General features: G+C 60.8%; 13 protein-coding genes and 1 tRNA gene. 6 read left to right on the forward strand and 8 right to left on the reverse strand.

From position 1 onward, the window contains the following. Positions 1 to 20: 20 nt before the first annotated feature. The 3 genes from selB to L8V22_RS07230 all read right to left on the reverse strand — a co-directional run bounded on the left by selB (position 21) and on the right by L8V22_RS07230 (position 3,230). Positions 21 to 1,793, reverse strand: a complete 1,773-nt coding sequence (gene selB, locus L8V22_RS07220) for a selenocysteine-specific translation elongation factor (protein WP_238801634.1) — start codon at positions 1,791 to 1,793, stop codon at positions 21 to 23. Beyond that, complete coding sequence (gene selA, locus L8V22_RS07225) at positions 1,794 to 3,110, reverse strand: L-seryl-tRNA(Sec) selenium transferase (RefSeq protein ID WP_269966428.1); 1,317 nt, start codon at positions 3,108 to 3,110, stop codon at positions 1,794 to 1,796. A 25-nt stretch (positions 3,111 to 3,135) separates the two neighbouring features. Then, positions 3,136 to 3,230: transfer RNA gene (locus tag L8V22_RS07230), tRNA-Sec, on the reverse strand. Between the two features lie 170 nt (positions 3,231 to 3,400). On the opposite strand from L8V22_RS07230, the gene selD reads away from it, so the two are divergent. Next, on the forward strand, positions 3,401 to 4,384 hold the full coding sequence (gene selD, locus L8V22_RS07235) for a selenide, water dikinase SelD (protein ID WP_238801633.1): 984 nt from the start codon (positions 3,401 to 3,403) through the stop codon (positions 4,382 to 4,384). A 1-nt stretch (position 4,385) separates the two neighbouring features. Continuing rightward, the gene (locus L8V22_RS07240; RefSeq protein WP_238801632.1) at positions 4,386 to 4,976 is read left to right on the forward strand and encodes a hypothetical protein; all 591 of its coding nucleotides are present in this window, start codon (positions 4,386 to 4,388) and stop codon (positions 4,974 to 4,976) included. On the opposite strand, the gene nrfD is transcribed toward L8V22_RS07240, so the two are convergent. Genes nrfD through pcp form a run of 4 tightly spaced genes read right to left on the reverse strand, consistent with a single transcriptional unit; the run spans position 4,973 to position 11,045 of the window. Next, positions 4,973 to 6,088, reverse strand: a complete 1,116-nt coding sequence (gene nrfD, locus L8V22_RS07245) for an NrfD/PsrC family molybdoenzyme membrane anchor subunit (RefSeq protein WP_238801631.1) — start codon at positions 6,086 to 6,088, stop codon at positions 4,973 to 4,975. The genes L8V22_RS07240 and nrfD overlap by 4 nt on opposite strands. Next, positions 6,085 to 7,143: a 4Fe-4S dicluster domain-containing protein gene (locus L8V22_RS07250; protein WP_238801630.1), complete on the reverse strand. Its 1,059-nt coding sequence runs from the start codon at positions 7,141 to 7,143 to the stop codon at positions 6,085 to 6,087. The genes nrfD and L8V22_RS07250 overlap by 4 nt, the downstream gene beginning before the upstream one ends. Then, positions 7,144 to 10,410: a formate dehydrogenase-N subunit alpha gene (fdnG, locus tag L8V22_RS07255; protein WP_238801629.1), complete on the reverse strand. Its 3,267-nt coding sequence runs from the start codon at positions 10,408 to 10,410 to the stop codon at positions 7,144 to 7,146. Between the two features lie 47 nt (positions 10,411 to 10,457). Then, positions 10,458 to 11,045 (reverse strand): pyroglutamyl-peptidase I, encoded by a 588-nt coding sequence (gene pcp / locus L8V22_RS07260; protein WP_238801628.1) that lies wholly within the window; start codon positions 11,043 to 11,045, stop codon positions 10,458 to 10,460. A gap of 354 nt (positions 11,046 to 11,399) precedes the next feature. On the opposite strand from pcp, the gene L8V22_RS07265 reads away from it, so the two are divergent. The 4 genes from L8V22_RS07265 to L8V22_RS07280 all read left to right on the forward strand — a co-directional run bounded on the left by L8V22_RS07265 (position 11,400) and on the right by L8V22_RS07280 (position 16,882). Continuing rightward, a complete protein-coding gene (locus L8V22_RS07265) occupies positions 11,400 to 12,611 on the forward strand; it encodes an IS110 family RNA-guided transposase (RefSeq protein ID WP_011273191.1) in 1,212 nt (403 codons plus the stop codon). Positions 12,612 to 12,807: 196 nt separating this feature from the next. Beyond that, positions 12,808 to 13,617, forward strand: coding sequence for a metal ABC transporter ATP-binding protein (locus tag L8V22_RS07270; protein ID WP_035006260.1), 810 nt, complete (start codon positions 12,808 to 12,810; stop codon positions 13,615 to 13,617). Beyond that, entirely contained in the window at positions 13,614 to 15,380 is a 1,767-nt protein-coding gene (locus tag L8V22_RS07275) for a metal ABC transporter solute-binding protein, Zn/Mn family (RefSeq protein WP_225746661.1), read from the forward strand. The genes L8V22_RS07270 and L8V22_RS07275 overlap by 4 nt, the downstream gene beginning before the upstream one ends. A 290-nt stretch (positions 15,381 to 15,670) precedes the next feature. Continuing rightward, on the forward strand, positions 15,671 to 16,882 hold the full coding sequence (locus L8V22_RS07280) for an IS110 family RNA-guided transposase (protein ID WP_011273191.1): 1,212 nt from the start codon (positions 15,671 to 15,673) through the stop codon (positions 16,880 to 16,882). Between the two features lie 197 nt (positions 16,883 to 17,079). Here the strand turns inward: L8V22_RS07280 and L8V22_RS07285 are convergent, their stop codons facing one another. Continuing rightward, positions 17,080 to 18,162, reverse strand: a complete 1,083-nt coding sequence (locus L8V22_RS07285; protein WP_238801627.1) for a thermonuclease family protein — start codon at positions 18,160 to 18,162, stop codon at positions 17,080 to 17,082. Between the last annotated feature and the right edge of the window lie 44 nt (positions 18,163 to 18,206).

The following is an 18,206-nucleotide window of genomic DNA, read 5'->3' on the forward strand; positions in this document are numbered from 1 at the left end:
CTCAGCCACAGAGGCCCTCGTTAGCGCAATGTGCGTTGGCCGCCGTCGCCGCGGCGAGTAATCCGCTGGGCGTCGAGGTATTCCAGCAGCGGGATGGCCACCCGCCGCGTGGTGCCCAGCGCTTTACGGGCTGCCGAAAGCGTAAAGGGCTGCTCTAGTTCGGCCAGCCGCCGGCGTGCTTCCTCCGGTGCCGAGGGCAAGAGCACGATTCCCTGCTTGAGGCGCAGGAGGCGCCCGGCGCGCTCGGCGGCGGCAAGTTCCTTTGGGCCGATGCCCAGCTCCGTTAGGTCATCTGCTTCGGGGGCTGCAAAGGGTTCTACCTTAAGCCTTTCCTCGATGGCAGCAATCCCGCGCTCCGCCGCACCGAGGTCCGCCCGCTGCCCGGGAAGGCGTAACACTCCTTCACTGCTTTCCGCCTTCGCAGCGGCGATGGCTAGGCCCAGCAAGCCTTCTTCTTGCAGGCCGAGGGCGTCCATGGCTGCTTTGCGCGGCATTCCCGGCGCTAGGGGATGTGCGGCGGTGTGGGCTTGCAGGGCGTCGGTAAGCGCGTGCTTCCACCGAGTTACCTGGGAGGCCGTAATCCACCAGTCGCGGAAGGCGATAATACCTTGCGACGGCGCTGTAGTTGCAAAACCATCGCGATCAAGGTCCTCCACACGGGCAAAACCGACGCGACGCAGGTAGGAGGCAGGATCGCGGAAAGAGTCCTGGGCGCTGAGCTCTTCTGCGCGGCGGCGGGCGGCACCGCGCCGGTTAAGCTCCGGCGGCCGCAGATCTACTGCCTCTACCCCAGCGACGACGTGCCGGCCGCCAGGACTGCGCACTACGAAACGATCAAGGAGCCGCAGCGGCAGCGGGTGTGCCAGGCTGATGCGCGCGAAATCGGCAGACAAGGGACGCAGGTGAGCCTCCACCCCGGCGGTACCGGTGTGCACGACGAGGTTATCGGGCAGCCCGTCGAGCTCCGCGCCAAAGGTGCGGCGGACATCGAGGTGGTCCACTAGGCGCCACGCACCCGGGGTAAGCAGCACGTCGCCGCGGTGGATATCGGCGGCATCCACCCCGCGCAGGTTGACGGCCGCACGAGTGACGGGGCCGAGTGCATCCTGCGCGCGATTTTCGCTGTGCAGGCCACGGATCTCCACGGCCCTTTCCCCACCAGCCGTGGCCACCTTAAGGCTATCGCCCACGCGCAGGGTGCCCGCGGCAAGCGTTCCGGTAACCACGGTGCCCGCGCCCTTCACGCTAAAGGCGCGGTCCACCCACAGGCACACGGGTGCCTGCGCATCGCGAGCGGGCACAGCGGCTAGGACCTCATCGAGCGCCTGCCGCAGCGCCGCAATGCCGTCGCCGGTAGGGGCGGATACGGGGATAATGGGGGCGTCGGCAAGCGGGGTGCCGGCCAGCTGCGTTCGGATTTCTGCGGTGCGGTCCACGGTGGCGCGGTCGCTGCGAGTTAGCGCAATAATGCCGTGCTCTACGCCCAGCGCGCGCAAGGCATCGCGGTGGTCGGTGGACTGGGCCTGCCATCCCTCATCGGCCGCCACAACAAAGAGGACGACCGGGGCCGGGCCCACGCCAGCGAGCATATTGCCTAGGAATTTTTCATGCCCGGGCACATCTACGAAAGCCACATCCGCGCCAGAAGGCAGCGTGGTCCAGGCAAACCCCAGATCAATGGTAAGGCCGCGGCGCTTTTCTTCCTCCCACCGGTCCGGGTCCATCTCCGTAAGAGCCCGCACCAGGGTGGACTTGCCGTGGTCCACATGACCGGCAGTAGCGACGACGTACACCTAGCCCACCGCCTTAATAGCGGAAATAACCGCGGCGTCGTGGTCGGCAGGAACGCAGCGAATATCCACCAAGCAGCGGCCCTGATGCACGCGACCTACTACGGGCGGGTCCTGGCGGCGCAGCGCGTCCGCATAGGGCTCGGGCAGGCTCACCGCGAAGCCGGGCAGCGGGTACTCCGGCGCCCCGCCACCGCCCACGCGGCCATCGTGAGGTACCACTTCTGCCCCGACTGCCTGCGCGATGGCTTCCGTGCGCTCGCGGTGGGTCTGGGGATCAAGGTGGAGGGCATCCTGCACCGCATTCGAGGGCGTCGAAATGGCCGCCTCCAGCGCGTTGAGGCGCAGCTTATCTATGCGCACCGCACGCGCCAGCGGGTGCTTCTTCACCGCGGCAATCGCGTCCTTGGTGCCGAGCAAGATTCCTGCCTGCGGACCGCCAAGCAGCTTATCGCCGGAGGCTATGACGATATCGGCGCCGGCGCGCAGCTGGGCCTGGATATCTGGTTCTTCTGGCAGCGCTGGGTCATGGGTGAGCAGGCCGGAGCCCAAGTCCACGATGAGTCGCGTATCGTGCTCCACCGCTAGGCGGTGCAGTTCCTCTACACCGACTGCGGAGGTAAACCCCTCGATGCGGAAATTGGAAGGATGCACCTTCAAGATAGCGCCGGTGTTATCTCCCAGAGCGCGTTCATAATCGGCCAGGTGCGTGCGGTTAGTCGCCCCTATTTCTTTGAGGCGCGTGGCCGTGGACTCGATGAGCTCGGGCAGGCGAAAGCCAGCTCCGATCTCGATGAGCTCGCCGCGCGAGATGATGACCTCTTTGCCGGGGGCGAGTGCAGCGGTGGCCAGGAGCAAGGCGCTGGCGCCGTTATTGACCACGAGGGCATCTTCTGCACCGGGGCAGGCTGCGAGCAGCGCGGCCGTGGCTCCGGCGCCGCGATTTCTGGATCGCTTGCCCGAGCCCAAGTCCATTTCTACATCTGTATAGGAGGCAGCGGCGTGCAGGGCCTCTACCGCGGCGCTGGGAAGCGGGGCACGCCCTAAGTTCGTATGAATGATGACGCCGGTGGCGTTAATGACTGGGTGCAGGGAATGCGTATTCTTTTGTTCCAGGCGCTGCGCAATTTCTGCGGGTATATCGCTAACTGGCAACTGACCGCGGCGCGCTTGGGTGACTGCGCCCTGGATTATCGCGCGGATGATGTGCTCGGCTAGGCGCTGACGCGCGGATTCTACTTCCGGCAGCTGGAGCAGCTCGTCCATGCGGGGAATATTCCTGCGGGGGTCCGGGCTGGCAGCAGGCGTGGGCGTGGGCACTGTGGCATTCCTCCTTGCGCGCGGGTGGCGGAGACGGACAGGAATCGAACCTGCCAGACCGAGATACTCGGCCTCACCGGTTTTGAAGACCGGGGCGCCCACCAGGACACGTACGCCTCCGTGTGCTCACCTTACACGGGCATTCCCCGGTGCCGGCACACCTGTCACGCAATACATCCACCATGCCGCTCCGAGGTGGAAACCTCGGCGCCCTATGTCCTATCGCCACACACAGGTTCCCTACGTTGCTGTGCAGCCAAATAGTTCCTCGGGATGAGTAAAATGGCGATATGACCGAAGATATTAAACTCACCTCTTTCGCCGCAGGCGGCGGTTGCGCCTGCAAGATTCCCGCTGGCCAACTTGAGTCTGCCGTCGAGGGCCTGATAGGCAAGGCCGCCCCTAACGTGCTGGTCGGCTTGGACGATGGCGACGACGCCGCGGCCGTCAAAATTCAGGACGGTCTAGCGGTAATTTCCACCGCGGATTTTTTCACCCCCATGCTCAATGACCCCTACGATTGGGGGCGAGTGGCTGCCGCCAATGCGCTGTCTGATGTCTATGCCATGGGTGGCACCCCGGTTACCGCCATTAACCTGGTGGGCTGGCCCAATGAAAAGCTGGGCCTGGATGTGCTGCGTGAGGTTCTGCGCGGCGGCATGGATATAGCCACCGAGGCCGGCATCTCCGTTACCGGCGGCCATTCAATTACCGCCCCCGAACCGCTCTATGGCATGGCCGCCACCGGTATCGTCGCCCCCGACAAGCTCATGCGCAATGACGCCGCCGAACCTGGCCTGCCCATCACCCTAACCAAGCCCATTGGCGTAGGCATCCTCAACAACAAGCACAAGGCCACCGGCGAGGTCTCCCAGGCCGCGGTCGATTCCATGACCACCTTGAACCGTGAGGCCGCCCGCACCGCGGTGGAGGCGGGCGTGCGTGCTGCCACGGACGTCACCGGCTTCGGGTTGCTCGGCCACCTATACAAGATGTGCCGGGCCTCCGGCATCGCCGCGGAGCTCGACTTTTCCGCCGTGCCCACCGTCGAAGGCGCAAAGGAGGCGCTGGCGGAGGGCTTCATCCCCGGCGGCTCCCGCCGCAATCTCGACTGGGTGCGCCCACACCTCGATACCTCCTTGAACGAGGAAGAGCTGGTGCTGCTTGCCGACGCCCAAACTTCCGGCGGTCTCCTCCTCATCGGCGAGGTCCCCGGCTACCCCGTCATCGGCCATACCACCGAGCGCACCGGCGATGCCTATATCAAGGTCTAAGATGCAGCGACAGGTCCCTCTTCTCCTCGCCCTTTCCTCCACCACCCTTGCCGCGGCGGGGCTGGTGGGGTGCTCGTCCGAGCAGGCATCGACAAGCGAGTGCTCCCCAGTCGATCCCGCCGCGGTGCGCGAGGCCCTGCCGGATTCGCTCGGTGAAGCTAAGCTCGACCCCCAGTCAGCTGAAAACGATGATCATTCCTTTTCCGCGCTCTACCGCGCAGAGGATAAAGAGCAGGTCAGCCTGCTGGGGACGAAGTATGAGGCCGAGGGCGCACCTGTTTGCCCCGATGACCCCAATGAGGCAGCGCAGCGCTACCTAGAGCTACTGCACGACGATCTCGATGCCAAAAACGCCGCCCAGCAGCGCCCCGCCAATGACTACTCCCCCTTCGAATTCACCTCCGCTGACCGGCACTTTTATTGCAGCGCTTGGCCGGTGAAGGATTCGGTATCTACCACCTGCGTGACCACCGTGGGCGATGTGGCGCTGAACTACTACCTCCACCGTGATGGCCGCGACTCCGCAGCCGAGCAACAACGCATGGAAGACATCGGCGCGGAGCTCGCCCCCGCCCTGCAGGACCTGGACTAGTCCGGGCTCACCACATCGTGGTCGAGGCCCTGCCCGCGCCGGCGCCTTTCCGCCCGGCGCTTTTGCGGCCCGATGGTAGTCTCCGGATTCTTCACTGCTTGTAGACCCGCGTTGAGCACGCCAAAACGCGTGCACGCCGAGCCTGCCAGGAGCGATATCCCCGCAGCCACAGAGACTGCCCGCGACTTCGTCACCGCAGCCACTGCACTACCGACACCACCGGCCGCGATGAAGTATTCCGAGGCCTTCATCAGCGTGCCTGGCTTTCCCTCGTGCAGAGCCTCGCGCGGTTCTGGCTCCATGCCTTCCTCAAGCACCTTGGTCGCTGCCAGATCGCTGGCCGCCGCGGCCATACCCAACACACGGGCCGGTCCCGCGTGCTCGACCGGAGTGGTCACCATAGCCAGGCCTGACGACGCCGCACCCGCCGAGGAAACGAAAACATACGGCAGGTGCTTTTTCATGTCATTCCACACCGGGTTCGAGGTATTGGACAGCAATACCGCGGTATAGCCCGCTAGCGGGCCGCCAAGCACGCCCGTGACCGCGCCCGCCGGCCCGGCCGACTTCTTAAGCACCGTACGCACAAACTTCGGCAGCGGCAGCTTGTGGCCAGTCGCCGCATCTACTTCCGCGGCGGCAGGCAGCGCAGCCGCGCTGGCAAAGCCCGACAAAATCCACGAGCCCATGGACATTGGCGAGGTCACCTTGAAGACGCGGAACATGTTCAATGCGCGTTCCGGGCGGCCCAAATCCAGAATCAAAAAGACCGATCCCACGGCCGCCGCGCCAAAGGCAGAAAGGCGCGTGGTACGACGCAGCGGCGCATTGCCCACGGCCTGTGCGCCAGCGGCCAAGAGCCCCGAGCCACCGCTCACGCCGCCCAAGAAGAGGTAGGCGCCGATAGGCCATTCCCACGGCGGGGCCTTGACCACTGGTCGGCCATAGTAAGACGAGAACTCGAAGTCCTGCGCCATGCGCTCCTCTTTGGAGCCGTCCTGCGCACCCGCGCCTGGACGCTTCCGCTTCTTCTTCGGCTTCGTACCGTCGAACTTCCGGTAGCGATTGTGGCGCTCCGGCTGTGGCGGGCGGTACTCATCAAAATTGCTCATTTGCGTCCCCCAATCAGGAAGGAACCAGCCACGGCAAGCGCCATGCCACCGATAGCCTTGGCTGCGGTCTTATACATCTGCGGCAAATCGGCCGTCGGCACGCGCGGGTCCGGCGGCAAACCGTAGACCTCAGGTGAATCCAAAAGCAGGAAGATGGAGCCGGTTCCGCCCACACCATCGTCCTGGTTGGCACCGTAAAGGCGGGCCTCAGTAAGGCCTTGCTCGTGCAATACGCGCACGCGTGCCTTGGCTGCGGCCACCATCTCCTCGTACGGGCCGAACTGGATGGAATCGGTCGGGCAGGTCTTAGAACATGCTGGCTGTTCGCCCTGCTTCAGGCGGTCGTAGCACATAGTGCACTTCTGGGCCACGCCCAAGTTCTTGATCGGCATCGCCTCGCCCGGCGTATGGTCCGGGCCCTGCGGGGCAAGTTGCTTGAGTTTTTTCAACACGTTGACACCGGCATGGGAATTATCCACGTAATCCACCGTGGCCGTCTTGTCATACTTCAGCGCCACACCGCCGTCATCGCGGCGCTCGATGACGCCAAACGGGCAGCCGGCCACGCAGGTGCCGCAGCCATTGCACACATCATCCTGGACCACAACGGTGCCAAACTCGGTGCGGAACAGCGCGCCGGTAGGACACACGTCCAAGCAGCCTGCATGCGTGCAGTGCTTACACACGTCCGAGGACATGAGCCACCGGAACGTATCCGTATCCGGCGGGGTGGTATCAACCTCTGGGGCCTGCGCCCCTACCGAAGGCATACCCAGGGAAATGAGATTCTTTCCCTCCTCGCGGGCCTGCTCGATGCGGTCATTGTTTTGCTCCACAAAGGCCACGTGGCGCCAGGTATTTGCGCCCAGTGCGCCGGTGTTGTCATAGGAATCACCCGTGACGTCATAGCCTTCTACCGGGTTGCGGTTCCACTCCTTACACGCCACCTCGCAGGCCTTACACCCGATACACACGGAAGTGTCGGTGAAAAAGGCCATGCGGCGGTACTTGTCATAGCCGTGCCGGCTCGCGTTTTCGGTCAGAAGATTTGTCATTTACTTACCTTCTTCGCTTTCCTCGCCCTTCTCGCCGTGCTCATCCGCGTCCGCGGGCTGCTGCGGCTCTGGGTTATAGGTAAAGGAATCATCCACGGTGAGCAGATCATTACCGGAATCCAGGTTCAGGTGCGCGCGCTTCTGATACTCCTTGAGCATCTCTACACGGGCTTCACCGCGCGGGCGACGCCCCGGCTGGATATCGCAAGCGCCGATCTTGGAATTCTGGATGAATACGTTCGGCTCCAATGTAAGGCCCAGCAGATCATTGGCGCCATCGCCTGCAACGGCCGTGGAATCGGACTCGCCATAGTGATACGGCAAGCCGATCTGGTGGAACTCCTCACCATTGATCTTCATCATTTGCATACGGTCAGTGACCAAGACCTGCGCCTCAATGACGCCACGGGGCGAGATGATCGTGGCCCACTTGCCGTTTTCCAAGCCACGCTTTTCTGCCAAGGCCTTATCGACCTCGCAGAATAGGCCCGGCTGCAACTCCGCCAGGTACGGCAGGCGGCGCGACATCGCACCCGAGGTATACATCTCGGTGAGACGATAGGTGGAAAAGACAAACGGGAACACCTCTGAACCCGGCTCACCAGGTTCTGGGCGCGACAGGTTGTCTGGGCGCTTAATGGTCAGGCGCGTCGGCGATTGCTGTTGCTTGTACAGCACGTTGTGCACCGGGGACTCGTGCGGCTCATAGTGGGTGGGCAATGGGCCGTCGGAAAGCCCGGTCGGCGCAAAGAGCCAACCGCGGCCATCCGCCTGCATGATGAAGGCATCCGTGCCGTCGAGGGCATCCGGGCCCACGGCGTCGATCGGAGCCTTGTAGTCCGGGGACTTGGTAGCCGGGAAGTCCGGCACGTCATCGCCAACCCATTTACCCTGGTCGGCGTCCCACCACACATACTTCTTGCGCTCCGACCACGGAGTGCCGTCCGGCTTCGCCGAAGCACGGTTGTAGAGCAAGCGGCGGTTGGCCGGCCATACCCAACCCCACTCGGGAGCTACCTCGTTTTGTTCCGAACCCGGAACCTTGCGCGCGGAATGATTAATGCCGTCCTTAAACACGCCGGTGTAGATCCAGCAACCACCGGAGGTACTGCCATCGTTCTTCATCTCCACGAAGGCAGGCAAAAGCTCGCCCTTCTTCGGGCCCTCTAGGTAGTAGCCGTTGATCTCCTTGAGGACGTCCTCAGAATTCGGCTCACCTTCCTCGGTTTCCACATAGTCCCACGTGACCTTTTGCAAAGGCAGATCTCGTGGATCGGTGGAATCGCGCAGGCGCTCCTTGATCTTTTTGCCCAGTTGGTAGAAGAACCACAGGTCACTTTTCGCATCGCCTGGCGGCGGTGCTGCCTGGAAACGCCATTGCAGCATGCGCTGCGTCTGGGTAAAGGTTCCCGCCTTTTCCACGTGGGTGGCCGCCGGCATCAAGAAGACCTCAGTGCCGATGTCTTCGGTCTTAAGCTCGCCGTTTTTAATCTCCGGCGAATCCTTCCAGAAGGAGGCGGTCTCAATCTCCTGGAAATCGCGTACGACCAGCCACTTCAGCGCCGCCAAGCCGCGGCGCTGCATACCGCCGTTGGACTGCGCCACGGCCGGGTTCTGGCCAAAGACAAAGTAGCCTTCCACCTGCTCATCCAGCATGGCCATGAGCGTTTCATAGGTCGAATGCGCACCAGAAATGCGCGGCATGAGGTCATAGCCCCATCCGTTGTCCTTGGTGGCTGCATCGCCCCAGTAGGACTTCATCAGCGAGACCGCATAGTTCTCACCGATCTGCCAAAAGCCCTTCTGCGACTCATTACGGATTCCATCAACGAACTCTGGCCAGCTTTGCTTGTCGACGCTCGGCATCGGCAAATATCCCGGCAAGGAGTGGAACAGAGTCGGGATATCGGTAGAACCCTGAATTGAGGCGTGGCCGCGCAGCGCCATAATGCCCGAACCTGGGCGACCCACATTGCCGGTGAGCAGCTGCAAGATGGCCGCGGTACGAATAAACTGCGCACCCAGAGTGTGCTGGGTAAAGCCCAACGCATAAGCAAAGCAGGTGGTGCGATCCGGCGTGGAATTCCGCGCGATCGACTCCGCTAGGTAATAGAAGTCCTCCTGCGCAATACCGCAGGTCTCCTCCACTACCTCAGGCGTATAGCGCGCGTAGTGCCGCTTGAGAATCTGGAAGACCGAATTCGGATGCTCTAGCGTCTCATCGCGTTCCACATTCCACGACGCACCCTCCGGCTTCTGCACGTATTGCCACGAATCCGTGACGTACTTACCGGTCTCTGGATCATAACCAGAGAACAGACCGTCCAGATCTTCGGTGTCCTGGTAGTCCTCCGAAATGATCATCGGCGCATTGGTATACGCCACCACGTAGTCATGGAAATACAGGTCATTGTCCAGCAGGTAGTTAATGACTGCGCCCAAAAGCACCACATCCGTACCGCCGCGAATGCCAATGTGGCGATTCGCAAAGGCAGACGTGCGCGTATAACGCGGATCCACGTGAATGATGCGGGCACCACGCTTCTTGGCTTCCACCACCCACTGGAACCCCACGGGATGGCACTCGGCCATATTAGAACCCTCAATGACGATGCAGTCCGCATTCGCCATATCCTGCAGCGGTTGGGTTGCGCCGCCGCGGCCAAACGAAGTTCCTAGACTAGGAACAGTGGCGGAGTGTCATATACGCGCCTGGTTCTCGAGCTGAATCGCACCAGCGGCGGTAAAAAGCTTCTTGATGAGGTAATTTTCCTCATTATCTAAGGTCGCACCGCCCAAACCGGCAATGCCCATCGTGCGGTTGAGCGTGCGACCTTCATCGTCCACATCCTGCCAACCGTTCCGGCGGGCTTCCAAGAAACGATCCGCAATCATCTCCATCGCGGTATCTTCATCAAGATCCTGCCACTCCGTCGAGTACGGCGCACGATACTTAATCTTGGTAAGGCGCGTAGCGGAGTTAATCAACTGCTCCGACGCAGATCCCTTCGGGCACAGGCGTCCACGAGAAATGGGCGAATCCGGATCGCCCTCCACCTGAATGACGCGGTCATCTTTGACATATACGCGCTGCGAGCAACCAACCGCGCAGTACGGGCACACCGACTGCACTACGCGGTCCGCTTCCACGGTGCGCCCATGCTTATCTTTACTCTTTTGAGACTGCGTATTGACGTCCCTTCCGAAGGGATCGCCACTGCGCAGCTGGCGCACAACCGGCCAGTTGAGAGGGCTAAAGCGAGACATGTCCTTTAATCTATATTTCACCGATTAAAAAAGCCACAAAGGCTACCCTAACTAGCTTGCACCGCCCAGAGTGCCCGCTTAATCCCCCCAACGATGTCCGCCAGCTCCATCATGGGCTTATCCGTTTTCTCCTGCTCTGTAATGAACGGGACGTGGACAAATCCTGCGCGCACCTTCGCCCCTGCGAAGTGATGCAAGAGACCATAGAGCAGCTGGTTACACACGAAAGTCCCAGCCGTATTCGACAACCGCGCCGGAATATCCTCCATTGCCGCAACCATTTCCTTTACCGGCAGCGTAGAGAAATATGCCGCCGGGCCGCCTTCCACAACCGGTACATTCACCGGCTGATAACCCGCATTATCAGGAATATCGGCATCCATAACGTTAATCGCGACCCGCTCTGGGGTGATATGCGCCCGCCCACCGGCCTGGCCCAAACATACAATTGCATCGACCGCCGAACCCTCCGCGGCCTCAATCGCCCGACGCAGCGATTCCCCGAACTTCGTCGGGATCACCAGCTTGATGAGCTCCGCGTCTCCAATGCGATCCGGTAGTTGCTGAAGAGTTCGTTCCGTGGGGTTTATGCTCTCTCCGCCGAAGGCGTCGAATGCGGTTACGAGGATTTTCATGCTGCCAGTATTCCAGATCCCCGGGCCCTCCCACCCTTCGCGCTCACCAGCAACACCTGAATGGCGCTTCCCCCTAGTCTTGGTGAGCGGCAAGGGTGTAGGCCAGATTCTCCCCGTTACCTTGTGAGTGTCCCCGATAATGGGGATAGTCGCTGGTCCCGGTATGGCTTACCTGCCCTGTAGTTTCCATAATCCGGGGGTGTTGCCGCCGGGTGCCAGGACTTTCGATGACAGCTGATAGGGACACGGCCAGTTTTAAACTAGGTCTCTTTGTAACGTGGGTGCTTGCAACGAAGGTCATGACACCAGCGACTGGAACAACGCCATACCCATCTCGTTTTCTAGGAGCTCATCATGTCTCCGGAGCATTCCATCGACATATTCCTTGGGTTAGACGTCGGCAAATCTGAACACCACGCCTGCGCCTTAGACCGTGATGGCAACAAGGTCTTCGACAAACCGTTGCCTCAACTCGAATCCGAACTAGCAGGCGTTTTTCACCAGCTTCAGAAGCTTGGCACCGTGCTCGTGATCGTCGACCAACCCAACACCATCGGCGCACTACCGATTGCTGTAGCCCGGGACTGCGGTTGCGAAGTCGGATACCTGCCAGGTCTTGCGATGCGCAAAGCTGCAGATCTCTATCCGGGACGTGCAAAAACAGACAAACGCGACGCATTCATCATCGCCGACACCGCCCGCACAATGCCCCACACGCTACGTGCCGTCGACCGCAATGATGAGGTACTCTCCGCCCTAAAGATGCTGTCCGGCTTCGATGATGACATCGCCCGCGATTGCACTCGCACTGTCAATCGGCTTCGCAGTGTCCTCACCCAGATCTACCCCAGCCTGGAACGAGTTTTTGCTGGTAGCACCCTGACTCGCACGCCGATCCTGGAATTATTGATCCATTACAAGGGACCGCAGGGGCTAAAAAGAGCCGGATACCAACGAGTGTTGAACTGGATGATCAAGCGCACACGTAAAGACCCCACCCCGCTGGTAGACGACATTTTTACAGCGCTGAAAGCTCAAACAGTCACCGTGCCTGGAAGCGATGCCGCCGAGTTAGTAATTCCTCAACTGGCTGCAAACATCCAGGCCCTCAAAGAGCAACGAAACACCATTGCTGAGCAGGTTGAAGAGATGCTCGCTGATTTCCCTCTTTGTGAGGTCTTGATGAGTATGCCCGGAGTCGGCATCAAGACCGCAGCGCAGATCCTTCTTGCGATCGGTGATGGCTCCGACTTCGCTAGTGCTGGCCACTTAGCTGCTTATGCTGGAATAGCACCCGTGACTAGACGATCCGGTTCGTCGATCAGAGGTGAATTCCCGGCACGGTCAGGCAATAAACGACTGAAAAACGCCTTGTTCTACTCCGCATTCGCAGTTATCCGCAGCCACGAACCGTCACGGCGGTATTACGAACGCAAACGCGCTGAAGGAAAACGCCACAACGCAGCAGTCATCTGCCTGGCACGACGCCGATGCAATGTCATCTACGCGATGCTGAAAAACAAGGAGTTCTTCCGCGAAATCCCGCCACGCCCCGTCGCCGCATAAAGCCCCAAAGACGAAGCCGACCAGCACACGCTGGCCGGCTCCTAGGCACGCCTAAGAAACTACTCCCAAGACTGTGCTCGTCAACATCGGTCTGGCACTTGACAAAAACATAGGGACACCCCCAACACCACCCCACCCCAAAGTTCAATACATTGAATTTGGTGATTCATTGAACTGCACACTATTCTTGGCTGCCATGAGTATTAGCGTCCAGAACTTGAGCGTGAGCTACGGCGCGAACACCGCGATTCGGAACATCAGCTTCACCCTCGACTCCCCCGGCATGCACGGCATCATCGGCCCCAACGGCTCAGGCAAATCCACCCTCATGAAGGCGATGCTCCAGATCCTGGACAAACACAACGTCCACGGCACAGGCCCCACCGGCGCCCCTGCCGGCTACCCCGTCACCCTCGACGGCAAGGCCCCCGCCGAGCAGCGCCGCGCAATCGCTTATATCGAGCAGCGCTCTGACCTCGACCGCAACTTCCCCACCAGCGTCTTCGACACCGTCCTGATGGGCACTTACCCGCGCCTGGGTCTTTTCCACCGCCCCGGCAAGGCCGAACGCGAAGCAGCCACCCAGGCTCTCAAGGACGTCGACATGTGGGACTTTCGCCACCGCCACATCAGCGAACTCTCGGGCGGACAGTTCCAGCGCGTCCTCTTTGCCCGCGCCATCGTCCAGGACGCGGAGTACATCTTCCTGGACGAGCCCTTCGTCGGCATCGACGTCCCCAGCGAGAAGACGATCGTGACCCTGCTGCGGCAGATGGCGGACGCGGGCAAGCACGTCGTCGTCGTGCACCACGACATGAACACGGTGCGCGGCTACTACAACGACCTCATCGTCCTCAACGGCGAGCTCGTCGCGGCGGGTCCCACCGAGGAGGTCTTCGTCCCCGACGTGCTGCAGAAGGCCTTCGGCGCGCTCGTCATCCGCGAGCCGTCAGCACCAGCCCACCCCACGCCACGGCAGGCAGCCCTCCAGGAGGAGACAGCATGATCGCGGAGTTCCTCGACTCACTACTCAGCCACGGCTACCTGCAAAACGCGCTGATCACCTCGGTGATCGTGGGCGTGGCCTGCGGCATCGTCGGCAGCTTCATCGTGCTGCGCGGCATGGCCCTGATCGGCGACGCCATCTCGCACGCCGTACTACCGGGGGTCGCGGCCTCCTACCTGCTCGGCACGAACCTCTTCCTCGGGGCGGTGGTCGCGGGTCTACTCGCCACACTGGCGATCGGGCTGATCGGCGAACGCTCCACTGTGAAGAACGATTCGGCGATCGGCATCGTCTTTTCCACCTTCTTCGCGATCGGCGTGCTGCTCATGGCGAAAGCGCAGACGGCGACGGATCTGACGGAGATCCTCTTCGGCAACGTCCTGACCGTTCAGGACGCCGACCGCAACCTCTCGATCGGTATTGCCGCTGCCGTGCTGATTCTCACGCTGGTCTTTTACAAGGAGCTCAAGCTCAGCACCTTCGACCCCGTCATGGCGCAGTCGGCTGGCGTGCCCGTGCGGGCAATCCACTACGGGCTGATGGTGGTGCTCACGCTGGTGACGGTCATTTCCCTGCAGACGGTGGGCGTGATCCTGGTGGTCTCCCTGCTGATTACTCCGGCGTCGGCGGCGTACCTGCTGACGAACCGGCTGGGAGTGATGATCGGGCTTTCAGTGGCGATCTCGGCGCTCAGCTCCGTAGTGGGGCTGTTCCTGAGCTATAGCTACAACGTGTCCTCCGGCGTGACGATCGTGCTGACCGCCAGCGCGCTGTTCCTGCTGGCTTTCCTCTTCGCGCCAGGCAAGGGACTGATTGCTCGCTCGCTGGGCAATAAGCCACTGGCCGCGCTGTTGGCCCTCCTGGTGGGCGGTGCCCTCGTGTTCGGGGCCGTGACCTTCTCGACGGAGGAGAAGGCAGACGGTGAGCAGCTGAACGTCGTCACCACCTTCACGCTGCTGGCGGACCTGGTGGAGGAGATCGGCGGCGAGGCGGTGGACGTCCATAACCTCGTGCCGACCGGCACGGACCCGCACGACTACGACCCCCTGCCCGCGGACCTGGATGCGACGAGCGACGCCGACCTGCTGTTCTACAACGGGCTGAACCTCGAGGGCGGTGAGCACGGCTGGCTCGCGAAACTGAAAAACACCGCGGGCCTGGACGATTCCCAGATGGTCGAGGCCACCAAGGGCGTGGAACCGAAGTACCTCAAGGACGAAAAGGGCAATCAGGAGATCAACCCGCACGCCTTCCTGGACCCGACCGTCGGCATCGCGATGGCCGAGAACGTGACCGCGGCGCTGGCCGAGGCCCTGCCCGAGCGTGCCGAGCACATCGAGGAGAAGGGGGCGGAGTACAAGGCCATGCTGGAGAGCATCGACGCCGACTACCGCGAGCAGATCGGTGCGCTGCCGAAGGAGGATCGTGTGCTCGTGGCCAGTGAACATGCCTTCCAATACATGGTCGACACCTACGGCATGGAGCAGCTGTATATCTGGCAGATCGACACGGATGAAAACGGCTCCCCCGCGCAGATCGGACACCTCGTGCGCCAGCTGAAGGACAAGCGCCCGAAGCACCTGTTCGTGGAGTCGAACGTGGATACGCGCCCCATGAAGACCGTCTCGAAGGAGGCCGGGATTCCGATCTTCGACGAGCCACTGCACTCCGATGAGCTCGGCAAGCCGGGCACGGTCGCGGGAACCTACGAGGATTTCCTGCGCAGCAACTTGAAGACCATGATCGCGGGGCTGAAGCGCTAAAACGCGAATGCTCGAGGCCCACATGCGTTGGGCTTCCCCGGTCGCATTCCCGTTACCTTGTGAGTGTCCCCGATAATGGGGATAGTCGCTGGTCCCGGTATGGCTTACCTGCCCTGTAGTTTCCATAATCCGGGGGTGTTGCCGCCGGGTGCCAGGACTTTCGATGACAGCTGATAGGGACACGGCCAGTTTTAAACTAGGTCTCTTTGTAACGTGGGTGCTTGCAACGAAGGTCATGACACCAGCGACTGGAACAACGCCATACCCATCTCGTTTTCTAGGAGCTCATCATGTCTCCGGAGCATTCCATCGACATATTCCTTGGGTTAGACGTCGGCAAATCTGAACACCACGCCTGCGCCTTAGACCGTGATGGCAACAAGGTCTTCGACAAACCGTTGCCTCAACTCGAATCCGAACTAGCAGGCGTTTTTCACCAGCTTCAGAAGCTTGGCACCGTGCTCGTGATCGTCGACCAACCCAACACCATCGGCGCACTACCGATTGCTGTAGCCCGGGACTGCGGTTGCGAAGTCGGATACCTGCCAGGTCTTGCGATGCGCAAAGCTGCAGATCTCTATCCGGGACGTGCAAAAACAGACAAACGCGACGCATTCATCATCGCCGACACCGCCCGCACAATGCCCCACACGCTACGTGCCGTCGACCGCAATGATGAGGTACTCTCCGCCCTAAAGATGCTGTCCGGCTTCGATGATGACATCGCCCGCGATTGCACTCGCACTGTCAATCGGCTTCGCAGTGTCCTCACCCAGATCTACCCCAGCCTGGAACGAGTTTTTGCTGGTAGCACCCTGACTCGCACGCCGATCCTGGAATTATTGATCCATTACAAGGGACCGCAGGGGCTAAAAAGAGCCGGATACCAACGAGTGTTGAACTGGATGATCAAGCGCACACGTAAAGACCCCACCCCGCTGGTAGACGACATTTTTACAGCGCTGAAAGCTCAAACAGTCACCGTGCCTGGAAGCGATGCCGCCGAGTTAGTAATTCCTCAACTGGCTGCAAACATCCAGGCCCTCAAAGAGCAACGAAACACCATTGCTGAGCAGGTTGAAGAGATGCTCGCTGATTTCCCTCTTTGTGAGGTCTTGATGAGTATGCCCGGAGTCGGCATCAAGACCGCAGCGCAGATCCTTCTTGCGATCGGTGATGGCTCCGACTTCGCTAGTGCTGGCCACTTAGCTGCTTATGCTGGAATAGCACCCGTGACTAGACGATCCGGTTCGTCGATCAGAGGTGAATTCCCGGCACGGTCAGGCAATAAACGACTGAAAAACGCCTTGTTCTACTCCGCATTCGCAGTTATCCGCAGCCACGAACCGTCACGGCGGTATTACGAACGCAAACGCGCTGAAGGAAAACGCCACAACGCAGCAGTCATCTGCCTGGCACGACGCCGATGCAATGTCATCTACGCGATGCTGAAAAACAAGGAGTTCTTCCGCGAAATCCCGCCACGCCCCGTCGCCGCATAAAGCCCCAAAGACGAAGCCGACCAGCACACGCTGGCCGGCTCCTAGGCACGCCTAAGAAACTACTCCCAAGACTGTGCTCGTCAACATCGGTCTGGCACTTGACAAAAACATAGGGACACCCCCCTTCCCTCACGCTCACCGGGAATGGTGGTCCAAGTACTCGGGAGCCTGCCCGTGAGCGCGAAGGACGAGGGTACCTAACCGATCTGTTGCTTGGTAGTGCAGTCGATCTTCGCGTATGAACGTCCATTCTTATCTACTGACGTCATGGCATAGTTTCCACCATAAGCGCGGCACCCAGTGTAGTTATCGACCACCGACGCCGGCTGAGGTGCGGGCTGCTGCTCAGGGGCTTTATAGTCAGCCACCTTGTCATGCGTTGGCTGCTCCGCTACCTCTACTTCCGGCGCGTCGCGTTCCTGCTGGCGAATCTCTTCTTGCCGCTGCTCTACACGGCGGCGTTCTTCTTCCTGGCGCTCCTTTTCACGCCTCTCTTCCTCTCGCTCTTTCTCCTCCAATTTCTCGAGCTCTTCGCGGGTTTGTTTCTCCTTCCCCTCAAGCTCGCGTTCCTTCTTCGCGGCAATCTCCTTGGGAGCATCCGGATACGCTGCTTTCTGGAAGGTGCTTCGATCATCTTTGTGGCGAGTCAGAACCGCTAATCCGGCCTTCGCAGCTGCTGACTTGTCCAATACATCCTCGTACCCTGCAATATCAGCTTCCCCGAAAGCTGCAAATGCTGCCGCCGCAGCTTCAGCGCCGCTAAGCGCCTCGGCCATGTCCTCATCGCTGGAAACCTTGCACTCGTCCGAGACCCCAAAGATCCCTTCGCCGGCCTCTTTAGGGCCGCGTTCGGCATTGTGCACTTCGTCGTAAAACTTGTCGTTTCCGCCAAATACAACCGCCGTGGCCAGCCCTTCGGCCGCGACATCCGCGTTAATGAAGTCATCGTCAATAAAGACACCGGCAAGAGTGCGGCCATACTTGTCAGTCCGCTCGGAGTCATATTCCAACCGAACCTCCTTCCCCTTTGGCAGCCGTCCTTCCAAGTACTGCTTCGCTTCCTCCGCGAGGCACTCACTCGGTTCGCCGTTATGGCCGATTTCCGGCGTATCAATATTAAGTAGCCGAACGCGGGTATTTTCGCCGTCTATGTCGACGTCAATGGTGTCGCCATCGATCACTCGATTGACCACCACAGTATCTTCGTCACCGCCGCCTAAAGCAACGGAAGCCACTGCGCCAACTGCGAAAATGCCAAGGAGAGGTTTAACCCAGCCCATGAATGTTCCTCCTGAGAAAGATAAAGAGAGTAGCTACTTAAAGT

Source organism: Corynebacterium yonathiae (assembly GCF_027570195.1).
GTDB lineage: Bacteria > Actinomycetota > Actinomycetes > Mycobacteriales > Mycobacteriaceae > Corynebacterium > Corynebacterium yonathiae.